Origin of the sequence: cyanobacterium endosymbiont of Rhopalodia gibberula, assembly GCF_003574135.1 — a bacterium.
Lineage (GTDB): Bacteria > Cyanobacteriota > Cyanobacteriia > Cyanobacteriales > Microcystaceae > Rippkaea.
In genome coordinates this window covers 2,536,943-2,551,190 of sequence record NZ_AP018341.1, presented here as the reverse complement: position 1 = coordinate 2,551,190, position 14,248 = coordinate 2,536,943, and the positions used below count along the sequence as shown (strand labels likewise).

At 32.0% G+C, this 14,248-nt stretch carries 6 protein-coding genes and 1 tRNA gene; 5 read left to right on the top strand and 2 right to left on the bottom strand.

What is annotated here, in order from left to right; translation table 11 throughout:
• Nucleotides 1–38 precede the first annotated feature (38 nt).
• Nucleotides 39–752 carry an LmeA family phospholipid-binding protein gene (locus tag RGRSB_RS08235; protein WP_119260628.1) on the top strand — a complete coding sequence of 238 codons (714 nt, stop codon included), beginning with the start codon at nt 39–41 and terminating at the stop codon, nt 750–752.
• 1,032 nt (nt 753–1,784) lie between these two features.
• Here the strand turns inward: RGRSB_RS08235 and RGRSB_RS08230 are convergent.
• Both RGRSB_RS08230 and RGRSB_RS08225 read right to left on the bottom strand, forming a co-directional pair.
• Nucleotides 1,785–2,090, bottom strand: a complete 306-nt coding sequence (locus RGRSB_RS08230; protein WP_119260627.1) for a hypothetical protein — start codon at nt 2,088–2,090, stop codon at nt 1,785–1,787.
• Nucleotides 2,091–2,893: 803 nt separating this feature from the next.
• Nucleotides 2,894–2,967 (bottom strand) — tRNA-Pro (locus tag RGRSB_RS08225).
• Nucleotides 2,968–3,052: 85 nt separating this feature from the next.
• On the opposite strand from RGRSB_RS08225, the gene lipA reads away from it, so the two are divergent.
• From lipA to ligA, 4 genes are all read left to right on the top strand, one after another.
• Nucleotides 3,053–3,922 carry a lipoyl synthase gene (gene lipA / locus RGRSB_RS08220; protein ID WP_119260626.1) on the top strand — a complete coding sequence of 290 codons (870 nt, stop codon included), beginning with the start codon at nt 3,053–3,055 and terminating at the stop codon, nt 3,920–3,922.
• Between the two features lie 2,208 nt (nt 3,923–6,130).
• Nucleotides 6,131–6,955: an ATP-dependent sacrificial sulfur transferase LarE gene (larE, locus tag RGRSB_RS08215; RefSeq protein WP_420822988.1), complete on the top strand. Its 825-nt coding sequence runs from the start codon at nt 6,131–6,133 to the stop codon at nt 6,953–6,955.
• Nucleotides 6,956–7,261: 306 nt separating this feature from the next.
• Complete coding sequence (locus RGRSB_RS08210; RefSeq protein ID WP_119260625.1) at nt 7,262–8,140, top strand: lipid kinase; 879 nt, start codon at nt 7,262–7,264, stop codon at nt 8,138–8,140.
• A gap of 2,675 nt (nt 8,141–10,815) precedes the next feature.
• Nucleotides 10,816–12,834 carry an NAD-dependent DNA ligase LigA gene (ligA, locus tag RGRSB_RS08205; protein ID WP_119260624.1) on the top strand — a complete coding sequence of 673 codons (2,019 nt, stop codon included), beginning with the start codon at nt 10,816–10,818 and terminating at the stop codon, nt 12,832–12,834.
• Nucleotides 12,835–14,248: the final 1,414 nt, after the last annotated feature.

The following is a 14,248-nucleotide window of genomic DNA, read 5'->3' as shown; positions in this document are numbered from 1 at the left end:
TAACAAGAAATCGGTACTAAGAGATTTAATCGGTTATTATGTGGATTCGTCAACCCAGCAATATTATCAGTAAAGTTCTCTCTCCTGCAGTTCAATTATGGTTGCGTTCCCAAGTCAACCACGTAGATACCCTACAAATGAAGATTCAAGGAAGTGATGCTCAAATTTTAGGAGGGTATATTCCAGGAATTATTCTTAATACTAAGGATGTGATTTATCAAGGATTACATTTAGGACAAGCAGATATTACAGGTAAAAATATCCGCATCAATATTGGTCAAATGATTAAAGGAAAACCTTTGAAATTACTTGAACCAATCCAAATTTTGGGGGAAGTTAAATTAACTGAAAACGATTTACAAGCATCTTTAACTTCTTCTTTATTGGGTAATGCTTTTCAAGAATTATTGGTTGCTTTACTAGCACATCAAGGGGTTAGTGATCCTCGGCAGATTTTAGATCATTATGAAATTACCTGGCAGGGGGTAACCTTAAGTAAGTTAAATTTTTCGCTGCAAGGCTTAGTTGCTAAAAATGAGGCATCTACACGGATTATTATTGATGGAAAATTAGAATTAATTTCCTCACAAAGTTTACGGTTAATCGTCCTTAAGATGGAAGGACTATCGGAATTAATTGATGATTCTTTAGATAAATTAGAATTAGATTTAGGACCAGATGTGGTAATTGAGTCCTTGAGTTTAGGAGATAGTCAGTTATTTTGTCGAGCACAATTATTAATTAGACCTTAATAATCAAAAATTATTTTTGCCATTAAACACAATATTAATTGTAATTATTTATTTTGTTATCTTCCGTGTTTTTAGGTAAAAAAAGTAAAATTAAATCTAATTTAAACCACTATTTTTCTATATCTTTTTATTTTAAGAAAATTACTTTTGGCAGGTTTACTACCAATAAATAGATTTTTTATAAACATAAAAAATCTATTTATTTAAACACCAACTTAGGTTTAATATTTTTTTGTGTTTTTAGTTTTAAAAAATAGATTTATTTATTTTAATAAAATTATTAATTAATAATTGGTAGCAAGTATAGAAAGGCTTTATTCTAAACGTTTTAAACAAATTATTTCAACATATCACAAAGTTTATAGAGATTAAAAACAACATAATTAATATTATCACCACAATCAAAACCGTTTGCATCAGATGTTTTTGTAAACGTAACTGATATTTTAAGTGACTTCATATAGGTCGGCAAGTATTTGCAGATTAAACTAAATCTTGATACAAAGTATGATCGACTGTATAGAAGATAAAAGGAAACGGTAAATTGATGTAGCCAAATATGAAGACTATTGATTTTAAAAATAATCTAGGTAAAGCAATCTCCATTTACCGAGCATTTTTGTTGGAATCTCTAAATCTGTTCTTGTAAAAAAGTAAGAGTGATCGCCATCAATACTGAATTAGTGCACAATAAACATATTCGCAAAAATTTTAGATTGAGGAAACCAGCAAGATTTGCCGATAAACTTTGTTACTTCAGAGCCTTCTAAAAATTTTGATCATCTGTTTAGCATTTATTGTTTTGTCAATGTCGACAAGAACAACAGTTTTATTAAATCTATAAATGAAACGCGCCGATAATGGAACTTTTCCCTATACCGATTCTAACGAAATTTCCTAATACACCTATAGTGGCTTGGACGTAAAGAAATCCCAAGCGGCTCGCGCTTCTCCAATGAAAAAGTTGAAGTACTTTTCAACTTCATGTTGATAGTGATTAAAATCTTCCCTCATTTCATATTCCTAAAACTTTTAAGTTGATTGTGACGAGGTGATTGTTTTCCATCCGATTAACTTATTTCCCATACGAAATAAGACTGTGTTAGCTAATCCTAATTGTTTAATCGCTTGAATAATCTTCTCTTCAGAGGAAGACAATTCGTTGAGGAAATCAGGACATTGACCACAATCTAGACATATAACTGTCGAAGACTCCCAAGATTCTCGAAAAATCCGGCATTGATAAGGTAATAATCTAATCAATTTGCGCAATCGATTGATAGCTACTTTTTCTAATTCTGCACTTGTACAATTAAAAGACGGATGGGAATTGTTCATAAATCCTCATAATATAGATGAAACGACGCTTGCAATTATCTTTTTCCTTCAGTGCTGTCTATGACAACGTCGGTGGAAATTATCTTAAAAGACCGCTCTATTAGCGCTCTATCAAGATTAAAGCTCCTCAACTTCGAGATAACCATTAGATTAAACTAATCATTTGTTGAGTCCTTCTTTAAGGTAGCATTGATACAAAATTGTGGTTGTTATTCTTGTGACGAAACTTTAAAACAAAAATGTTATGATTTCTATAACAAGGAGAAAAATCGTAATCATTCAGAGTAAACCTCCAATAACCAAATTTAGCCTGAATAAATAGAAGCATTATCTACTATGAGAATTAAAGTATATATTTTTTTACTTTTTGCTGAGTATTTAAAGATTTATCGTCAAAGTACCAATAAACCCTTACTCAGAAAAAAATATGAATTAAAATATTTGTTCAGAGAAACTTAAGAAGATTTGAATCTTATCAGAGAAGTTTTTTAAAAAACTATAAAGTAACAGAAGTTGTCGTTACTATGTAATTTTTCGATATGATAAATCATAATTTATTAATTGAAATTGTTTTGATTCTAAAGAATTAGATTCCATTTATAGGAAAATAAAATCCTATCGCCGAGCCTTGACACAATTATATGAATAATCTAAGTCTCAAGTAAAAGAACTTCAGTTGTTTTACTAATGTTTTCTGTACATGTAAAACTTCCGTACAAGTAACAACACTAAAGTATTAAAGATAGACAACAAATTATGAATCATGACATTTAATCTAAAAATGCATCAATACATACAACAAATCGGGATGACTGGATTCGAACCAGCGGCTTCTTCGTCCCGAACGAAGTGCGCTACCAAGCTGCGCTACATCCCGTAGGCGATAGATCTCTTGACCTATACTACCATATTCTTTGGGATACACTGAATATGGATAATACTATCACAGGAGTAAATAGGACGTGAAGGCTAAACCAGAATGGTTAAGAGTGAAAGCTCCTCAATGGCAACGAGTTGGCAGTGTCAAGGAAATATTACGAGATCTAGAACTTAATACTGTTTGTGAAGAAGCATCTTGTCCTAATATCGGGGAGTGTTTCAATGCATTTACCGCCACTTTTTTGATCATGGGGCAAACTTGTACCCGTGCTTGCCCTTATTGTAACATTGACTTTGAGAAAGAACCTAAAGCTTTAGATCCCCTTGAACCCATAAACTTGGCTGAAGCGGTAAAACGTCTTAACCTTAATCATGTGGTAATAACCTCAGTTGACCGAGATGATTTGCCTGATGGAGGTGCTTCTCAATTTGTACGCTGTGTCGAAGAAATTCGGAAGATTTCTCCAAGGACAACTATTGAAGTACTTATCCCTGATCTATGTGGTGATTGGAAAAGTTTAGCCATCATTCTAAAAGCTCAACCGGAAGTGCTTAACCATAATACAGAAACTATCCCCCGTTTATATCGACGGGTTCGCCCCCAAGGAGATTATCAACGATCACTCCAACTTTTGCAACAGACTAAAAAATTGACCCCCCGAATTTATACAAAATCTGGCCTCATGGTAGGTTTCGGGGAAACCGATGAAGAAATTCGTCAAGTTATGGTAGATTTACGCCAGGTTGACTGTGATATTCTTACTCTTGGACAGTATCTACAACCTTCTCCTAGACATTTAGACATTTACACTTTTATTAACCCAACTCAATTTGATGAATGGCGCAAATTTGGCGAATCTATCGGATTTTTACAAGTGGTGTCTTCTCCTTTGACCCGCAGTTCTTACCATGCTGAACAAGTCCGAGAGTTAATGAAACGATATCCCCGCTAAAAATGAATTTCTATCAAATTTCTGCCAAAAGATTTAAATCTTCACCCCTGAGTTTGCCATCTGGTTAAACTAATGCAGGTAATTAGCATTAGTAACACTAGAATCAATCCCCATGACTTACTATTTATTTTTAATTGTTGAGAGTTTATATAAGTTTGTTAAACTGACTAATTTAGTGATTTTTTTTTATAAAATACGGAATAGTATCTAGATAATTTTTGTCACAACTATGGGCACAAGTTAGATAAAAAAAGTAAATTATGCGGCAATTTTAGTATATCTTTAAAGTTAAAAACTAATTGCCTTTTGAGACAAAATAGATAAAGAAGTGATGGTCAGAATATTTTTTTAGTTTAGGTTTAGAGTAGTTGAGTAAAATGGAATAAGTTGGTATAGATTGTGGATATCATATAAAAATGTAATCAAAGAGATGCTTCCAAACTCTCGTCAAATAGTAGCAGTAAGATTTTCTAATCTAAAATAGATAAAATAAAAGTCTGCTAAAAAAATCTAAAAAAAGAGCAGTAAAAAAAAATTAATAATAAGAAAGAGAAATAACTAGCTGGTGCAACTCATGGTAAATATTCTTTGCCCAAGAAAAAAGCTAAAATATAAATAAGGTATTCTTTTAGTAAAGAGTAGACATTCTATGGCTAGAATAACGAGTAATAAAACTTTCTATATATTTTTATAAAAAACATAAACTGCTTATCAATATTTTTTAAAAAAAATCAATAAAATAAGTGGATAAATTAACAAAACTGTAGCTTATTTTAACAATATAATCTCCAAGAAGTAGTAGAAAAATTACTTAAAAAATAATTTTTAAAAAAAAGACAAGTTTATAGACTAACTAACTTTGATAATTTTAAAATACTAGTTTTATTAAACTAGTATTTCCCCTGCTAACTTATTAAACTCAGTATATAAGAGCTAAGTATATTTATATTCTATAGTTAAAGTACAACATTATCTATTTATACATAGTTGGTGAGGTATAATCAACTAGTTAAATACAGATTTAAGAAATTTAAAATTCATAAATTTACGAAATTTCTTAATTAATAATCTTTCCTTCTAATTAGCTTAAATAGATAATTACTTTTCTAGTTTAAAGCCCTAAAATACACAGCTATTTAGATACAACTAACAAGTTAGTTAAACCTGATTAGTTGATTTATTCTCTATAATCTTTTATTTTTTACTTTTTTAGTATCAAAATAAATAACAATATATTTTGTATTTAATCCTGATATTTGTTTATTTATAATTAGATTATTAAGGTATTTATTTTTTTAAAATTTAAATAAAAATCCCATTCAATATTCCCTATATTCCTTTTTATTTTTAACAAAGCTGACTCTTATGTTAAAGTGGAAACATATTGATTAAATCTCATTTAACGACGATCTATCTTGAGATAGACGGCTTTATCTGCTCAATGCAAATTTCTGATAATTAATTGACTATTTCAATAAAGATTTTTTCTGGTTAAACTGTAGTCAATATAAATTGTTGTTAAGTCTAGTTTTTTGCTTAATAAAATTATTCCTATCTAATTTAAGATCTGACAACTGGTAATAATGAGGTTTTCTAAATCTAGAATCTTATTCATTAAACTAAGTTAAGTATTTTACGCTATAGGGATAAATTAAATAGAAATGTTGAAATTATTACATTTTAACTTAAGTAAAAAAAATAGTGTATTTCTATACAATAATTATTGTTCCTTATTAAGATAAGGCGATAATTGAGAATTAAAATTTGTACTCTTTACGTATTAGTCTTGGCAATATTGACTATCCTTAATTGTTGATATTGGGGATAGTACCAGTTTTCGTATGGTAGCTCAGCGTTAAATTAAACAAATTTTCTAAATCTGCTGTGTAATATTAATGCTGTTAAACTTACCGAAAAAGTAAATACTTATGAAAGTGAAGTCTAGCCTAAACTATATTAACTTGTATATTGATACAGATATTCTTATTATAAAGAGAAGATATAAGAAAGCTATTTTAACCCTTCCAATCAATTCAAAGTTACCCGAGTCGTCATCATAAATAAACAAGGTATCGTGTAATGTAATTTGGCTCAATTTTTATGAAGGAGATCTTATACTTAACTTCTGAAATCGAAAAAGAAAGTTGTCCTACTATCTAGTTACCAATTAACCTAGAAAATAGACAATAGTTTAACAGTAAAAATATCATGGCGATAATTGAAGCAAAATTAAGACAAATTAAAAGCATTTTTAGTCAGATGGAACGAGTATTAATTGCCTATTCTGGAGGTGTTGATAGTACTTTAGTCGCTAAAGTGGCCTATGATGTGTTAGGTGAATGTACTTTGGCGATAACGGCAGTCTCTCCTTCTTTACTCCCTGAAGAGTTAGAAGATGCCAAAATTCAAGCAGCTGTCATCGGCATCGCTCATGAGTGGGTAGAAACTCACGAAATGAACAATCCTAATTATACTACCAACCTCATTGACCGTTGCTATTTCTGTAAAAGTGAACTCTTCAATACTTTGAAACCCCTAGCTTTACAGAGAGGATATCCCTACGTAGTCGATGGAGTAAATGCTGATGATATTTACGATTATCGTCCTGGGATTAAAGCAGCTAAAGAACGAGGAGCGCGATCACCTCTTGCAGAAGTGGGTATCACTAAAGCTGATGTTCGGCAATTATCCAAAGAATTAGGGCTTCCTTGGTGGGACAAACCCGCTCAACCTTGCTTAAGTTCCCGCTTTCCTTATGGAGAAGAAATTACGGTTAGTAAACTACAACGGGTCGGACGGGCAGAGATTTACTTACGCAAGTTGGGCTACAAAAATTTTCGGGTCCGTTCCCAAGGAGATACGGCTAAAATTGAATTATTCCCAGACCAAATCAAAGAATTTGTTCTTACTGCTAATTTATCTCAATTAGTCACTCAATTTCAGAACTATGGTTTTACGTATGTTACCCTAGACCTGGAAGGTTATCGCAGTGGAAAATTAAATCAAGTTTTAACCGCAATGACACTTAAATAAAAATTCTCAACTTTTCAAAAAATCAGTACGGTAACTTTTCAACTAGTTCCGTATTTTGCTTATAACAGGAGTTACTCTTTCATAAGTAAAGTATAAAAAATAAGTGATTTTTTGTCGAGAAAATATCGCTAGGTAATTGATGTAAAAATGATGATTTACCGGATTGTAGTGTAAATTACTGTCTACTCAACAGTGTTGTAATGGAGTGTAATTTCTGTTTTTGAATATACATTGTCTGATTTAGACATTCGTCTGGGAATAGAATTACTATAAACTATTAATAATTCACTAACTCAGCCCTAACTCATGACAAAACGGGCATTACTACTAATTAATCGCCATGCTCGCAAAGGTCGAAACAGCTTCGCTCATGCAGTGGATGTCTTAAATGACCTAGGTTTTGAGTTAATTACTGTTCCAGTTAAAAGTCCTGAGTATATGCCTCAATTAGTGCGCCGTTACAGAGATACCATAGATTTGGTGATTGTAGGGGGAGGAGATGGAACCTTAAATGCAATAGTGGATAGTTTAGTGGAGATGAAACTGCCTTTGGGAATTTTACCTTTAGGAACTGCTAATGATCTAGCTCGTACCCTGAGAATTCCCCTAGCAGTTGAGCCGGCGTGCCGGGTAATCGCTCAAGGTCAACTTAAGTATATTGATCTCGGTTGCGTCAATGGGAAACATTTTTTTAACGTAGCAAGTCTAGGGCTAAGTGTAGAGATAACTGGCAAGTTATCGAAAGGCGCGAAACGCCGTTGGGGCGTTTTGGCTTACGCCATGACTGCGTTGCAAGTGATTGGACAAACTCGTCCTTTTAATGCTGAAATTGTGGTTAATGACAAATCGGTCCGTGTGAAAACCATTCAGATTGCGGTAGGTAACGGGCGATTTTATGGAGGCGGGATGGCCATCGCCAAGGATGCAACTATCGATGACCAAAGATTAGATCTCTATAGTCTGGAACTGAACTATTGGTGGCAAATATTCCCTCTGCTATGGCGACTTCCTCAAGGACAACATGGTGTATTACCGTGGGTACGAACTATTGAAGGAGAAACAATGGAAATTTATACTCGTAAATCCCATTCCATTAATACCGATGGAGAAATTACTAGCAAAACTCCGGCTGCATTTCGGGTGATCCCGCACGCTTTAGGAGTCTTGGTTCCTTCATCAATTTAGGGTTTTCTTTGATAAAAACTATAAACAGACACCTGTCAAATATTTTTGTTAACCGATAATTTGTAATAGCTTTATTTATACGGCTTTTTATCAGAGGATAGCTTGTTGATTAAAAGAACGAGATTTATACCTGGTAAATTGATTAATATATGTAAGTTTCACTACATTGTTGAGTGATAAGATGGGAAGTATAATTATCTTTTAGACCCTAGTTTAGGGGGATTGAAAGGCTATTTACCGATGAATGAATTGGCTGGATTGAGACGAGTTTTTATTCATGCTCGAGCGGGACATGTCTAGAATACTCACAGTACTTATTTCCGGACTAGCAATCAAATTGTTGAAGAATTAGATTCCTTACTAGCTAAAGTTAGTATAGATACCCTCGTATTCTAGTGGGAAATTAATCTGCTAGGTATGAACTCAAATATTATATCAATTTGTTTCCTTAAAAAGTTGTAGGTTTTATCCATAAAAATGGGCTACATGAAAGAGAAAAAAGATTACATTCTCTTTTGAGAAGAGGCAGAAATATAAATATAAAAATAGTTTTTTCTGGGTCTGAATACTAAACTTTTAAAAAATTTTATATATTACAGGTTCTTCCCCCTTGCAAAAAAGTATTTTCTGGTTTAATTAGCTATTATTGCTATAATTAGCTTGCTGAGCTTATGCTCTTTTCAGCAATATCAATGTACTATTTTTTATGAACTCACAAAGAATAAATTACAGGGATTAGCTTGACTGATTTTACTCCTATAGGAGTAAAATCAGATTCGCAGTAGGATAAACTAAGTTTTTGGATGCCTAGTTTAGATAGCTCCAAAGTCCTGTGGTGTGGCATTAGGGATTTAAACTCAATTAAATCATAAACGACCGCGGTGAATATTGACTTTTAAATTAGCTCCAGACGTAGACGACTATCAACCTGTTTGTGATTAGTTATGGCAAGATTTGATTGGCAAATTATTTAGGGACCAAGAACACATTGCTAACAAACTCTTTGAAAATATTGATAAACAAGAACTTGCCATCAACAGAATATAAATTAAAAGTTAGTAAATATAGTTATACTTAGTTATCTAGAAAAAACTTCTCTCGATTGAAGATCAGGAAGTAGACTGGTTCTATTTTCTACTGTTTTTAAATAACTATTGTAGTCTTGATTATTAGAAGTTATTATTTATACAATTGTCTACTTTGTAGTATTTTGACTTAGACGTTAGAAGTAACGACTATAATTTTAAATCTCGTCGATACTTAAACTGTCGATACTTAAATTATTTAACATCCATCATCATTATAGATTGATATAAAACAAGTGATTACAATTTTCTCTACTACCAAAACTTTTCCTTTAACTCTCGTTGAATTTATTAAAAATCACAATGGTTTTAAATTTGATTAAAACTGTGTATAAACCTTTAAAAAAGAAATCAATTGGATTAGTTATGGTTATCATACTCATTTCTTTCTGTTTAAAATATACCAATGCTCAAGAAGTTTATCAAAATTATCCCGTCCTCGAAATTATCCACGGTAGAGTTCAAATATTTTCGAGCCGATTTTAAAAATTATTGAAAAGTTACCGAAAACTACAAAAGGCAGTTCAACGAGGATTTGTTCTTTATTAGTTTGTTGGTAACAATAATTAGGGAACTGTTTTGCTTATAGGCTATTTTAGACCGGTTTATCGAGTAAGTTGTTAATTACCTCCCAATATCCTTATTCCTTATATTGCAAACTAAAAAACCTCAATTAATAATTAATTCCCCACCTAACTTGACCTGAATCAGAAGGTAAAGATAGATTATAAAATACAAGTCTGCTCAGGGGAAATGAATTAATCGCTGATGAGTGATTGCTTCGAAGCTTGTTTAGTACCGGTTGAAGGATCAGCAAAACTGAGGTTAACTTATAAAACCACTACTGAGTATCGGTTATGATGGCAGTACAGATTACTTATGCATCAGTCTCAGTAAATAATTGGTAGATAATAGGATGTTGAAGTTATAAAAGCAAATCTTACCAAGAAACAATTGACTTTTTAAATAAAAATTTTCAATAATAAAGCGGTTATTTACTTCTTCAATAACTGCTTTGTTTTCCTCCGCCCAAGGCAGTATCTGTGTTCTGGTGATGGCTGAACAATGATATAAATAATCCCACTTACTACTGATAAGTCTTTGATGCCTCCTAAAGCGTTGCCTTGGTCCAGACTTTCATTTCTTAATTAGAGAAAATGGGAAAATAATCACTAAATTAGTCATTTGTTGTCTTTTTGAGTAGAATATGAAATATGTCCATTAAAAAGCCTAGACGGATATGTATTGTTATGAAACAAGACAAACAACTGGCAATTGCGCGGGGTTAGTTAGTAGTTAAGGAATACTTTATTATTTACCACTGAATAAACAAAGGTTGTTTACGCAACCTTTGTTTATTCAGTGGTTTTTGCAGACTGGTTATCACGAAATTTTTATAAAAAAAAGCTAAAAATCTTACTTTGCAAGGTTCCTAATAATCACAAAAACTTAATTTTTATAAAGACTAAGTTTTTGTGATTATAGAATACGGTTATGATAAAAGTTTTAGAAGTTATTAGCTACTGAGTTATTATTCTTGGTCTAGAAGAATTATTTGTCTTAGTATTTTGAGGTATAATTAAGGTGGTAATGCCGGAAATACAACAGAGAGTTACGAAATTACGACAAGAATTACAAAAAGCTAATTATGCTTATTATGTCCTCGATAAACCCATTATAGAGGACTCAATTTATGATCAACTCTATCGAGAACTACAAAATATTGAAAGTCAACATCCGTCACTCATTACCCCCGACAGTCCTACCCAACGAGTGGGAGAGAAACCGACTTCTCAATTTATTTCTATTCCCCATGATATACCCCTTTATAGTCTAGACAATGCGTTTAACCTCGATGAATTAAGGAAGTGGCAAGAACGCTGGCAAAGTCGTTATGAAGTCAGAAATAATGAAAAGATCGACTATGTTTGCGAATTAAAAATTGATGGAGCAGCATTAGCTTTAACCTATAAAAATGGACAGTTAATTAAAGGAATTACCAGAGGTGATGGAAAAATAGGAGAGGATATTACCCAAAATGTACGGACTATTCGGTCTATTCCACTAAAATTAGCTTTCAATGATTCCTCTGCTATAGTTGAAATTCGTGGCGAAGCTTTTTTACCTCTCGATGAATTTGAGCGCTTAAATATGGAGCGAGAAGAAGTAAAAGAAACCCCCTTTGCTAACCCCCGTAATGCTGTCGCCGGAACCCTCAGACAGTTAGATCCAAACGTAGTGAATCAACGACGGTTGCAATTTTTTGCTTATACTTTACATCTGCCTCAAAACAACCCGTTAAATAGTCAATGGGAGTCTTTAGAATGGTTAAAAAATCAGGGGTTTTTAGTTAACCCTCACCGCCAATTATGCCCCTCTTTAGAAGCCGTTGTTAAGTACTTTCGTCATTGGGAAACTGCCAGACACTACTTACCCTATATGACTGACGGTGTGGTGGTTAAACTGAATAATTTTAGACTACAAAAACAATTGGGATTTACCAAAAAATTTCCCAGATGGGCAATCGCCCTCAAATATCCCGCCGAAGAAGCACTCACGATGGTTAAGGATATTATTGTTAATGTGGGAAGGACAGGGGCTGTTACTCCTATAGCAATTATGGAGCCCGTCCATTTGGGAGGAACCATTGTTCAACGTGCAACGTTACATAATCGTGATCGCCTGACTGAGTTGAATATTCGTGTGGGGGACACAGTTATTATTCGTAAAGCGGGAGAAATTATTCCTGAAGTCCTACGAGTTTTACCGGAATTACACCCCCCTTATAGCGAACCCTATGAAATGCCTAGTCATTGTCCTGAATGTGGTTCAATGTTAGTCCATCCTTTGGGAGAAGCCGTAACACGGTGTATTCATATTTCCTGTCCAGCTATTTTACGGGGAAGTTTAGTTCATTGGGCTTCCCGTGATGCCTTAGATATTCGAGGGTTGGGGGAAAAAATTGTTATTTTATTAGTTAATAATGGGTTAGTTAAATCTATTGCCGACTTGTATGATTTAACACCTGAAAATCTAACTATTTTAGACCGCATAGGTCTAAAATCTGCTTATAATTTGGTTGCCGCTATTAACAATAGTAAAAAGCAACCTTGGGCACGAGTTCTTTATGGGTTGGGCATCCGCCATGTTGGTAATGTTACGGCTAAATTATTAGCTAATAATTTTCATACTGTAGAACAATTAGCCCAAGCATCAGTAGCCTCTTTAAATTCAGTTTATGGAGTAGGAAAAGAAATCGCTAAATCTATTTATGATTGGTTTAATATCCCTGAAAATGTAACTTTAATTAAAAGGTTAGAAGACACAGGACTACAGTTACAAACTTCTTATCATTCAGTAGTAAAGACAGAATCAACACAAAACAAAGTTTTAGATAAAATATTTGTTATTACGGGGAAATTACAAACTTTAACACGGAGTGAAGCAAAGGATTTGATTGAGAAGGAAGGAGGGAAAGTCACAGGTTCAGTGAGTCGTAAAACTGATTATTTAGTTGTTGGAAAAAACGGAGGAATAAAACTAAAAAAAGCTCTAATTCTAGGAGTTAGTTTATTGACTGAAAAAGAATTATTAAATTTACTTAAATAAAATTATTGATAATTAAAAAAGTGAACAAACAATTTATTCTAAATATTTATCTTCAAATAAATTTATGAAAAAATATGAAATCATTTTTTTATTTTTATTAAATAATTAGAGTTTTATTAATGTTACATTAATTAGTGTTTTCTATTCTAACTGTTTTAGTAAACATAAATTCGACAGGTTCAAAGAACATATGTATTATTTTTAATGTCTAAGTCAAAATTTGAAGAAGTTTATGTCTATCTGAAATAGTAACTGCTACAATCAGTATTACAATCTTTTTAAGAAAACAGGAGGCAAGGTAAGTTTACCTTGCCAGCTTAAATCGAAAGAAAGTTTTTTAGGTACCTAGGTATTAAGCTCTTAGTCGAACAAAAAAAGTGGATAAAACAGTTTTATATCTCAAATATTCGATATAAAAAATATCATTAAGTGAGTTGTTAATCGTTTCAATCAAAGAATGCTTACAAAGTAAAATTTTACTAGTCAGTTCTACTAACTTTTACTTTAAATTCTGCTAATGACAAGTAATTGTTTGAAGTTAGATCGCGAGTCAAATTTTTAACTTTGATAGTTCTTGAACTTCTAATACTATTAGATGAATTTTTAGACACCCTGATATTCATATGATTACTTTTTTAAAACTGATTTGCTATTTTGCACTTCTTGAAACTCATCTACTCATGCTCGAATTTATATTCAATATTAATCATAATAAAAGTGACAGTATATAAAATAAACTCACGTCTTAGTTAGAGACCAAATCAAATAAAATTTGAGACCAATTAATTGTTCGTTGATAAATAATAATAACTTATATATTTAAATTATTTTCTATTACCAATAAATAGTAATTTTTTTTATTGATTTTGTTAGTAAATTTAAATTTTTTTAACTATTTTCAGTACTAATTAAAACTACCTATGCCTAATTTTATTTAAACTGAAATCAAGAAATCATTAAACAACTAACAAAATAGCTTCTTTATTATTTTTTCTTTTTTGCCCAAGTCTTAACTACCGAAGCCGCTCATTAAATGTATGGAGAGAAGTTTTACCAATCTTTAATTATTCAAGAGCATCCAGTTAATAACAGACCTTAGGAAAGAAGTTCAAAAGACATAGGTTTTCTACTAGACTCATTTATAATTTCAGATTCCGTAATAAAAGTAACTTTCTCTTTATCTCGACGTTTTATAATCAAAAAATACTTGTTTTTGATTACTGTGTTTAAGAGTTCGAGAAAACTATTTGTGTCTTCTGTAGAAGAGACAATCTTATAAGAGAGCATAAACCAATGCTGATCGACTTTATCATAATCGATTACGAACGTACTTCTTATATAAAAAATAATAATCATCCTTTACAACTATCAGTAGCCTCTAAATTTTTCCAAATATCCAAATCTTTTAGAGAAG

Bases quoted from the DNA above. Each gene is read 5' to 3' on its own strand.
- RGRSB_RS08235 (WP_119260628.1), top strand. From the start codon at position 39: ATGTGGATTCGTCAACCCAGCAATATTATCAGTAAAGTTCTCTCTCCT.
- larE (WP_420822988.1), top strand. From the start codon at position 6,131: ATGGCGATAATTGAAGCAAAATTAAGACAAATTAAAAGCATTTTTAGT.
- ligA (WP_119260624.1), top strand. From the start codon at position 10,816: ATGCCGGAAATACAACAGAGAGTTACGAAATTACGACAAGAATTACAA.
- RGRSB_RS08210 (WP_119260625.1), top strand. From the start codon at position 7,262: ATGACAAAACGGGCATTACTACTAATTAATCGCCATGCTCGCAAAGGT.
- RGRSB_RS08230 (WP_119260627.1), bottom strand. From the start codon at position 2,090: ATGAACAATTCCCATCCGTCTTTTAATTGTACAAGTGCAGAATTAGAA.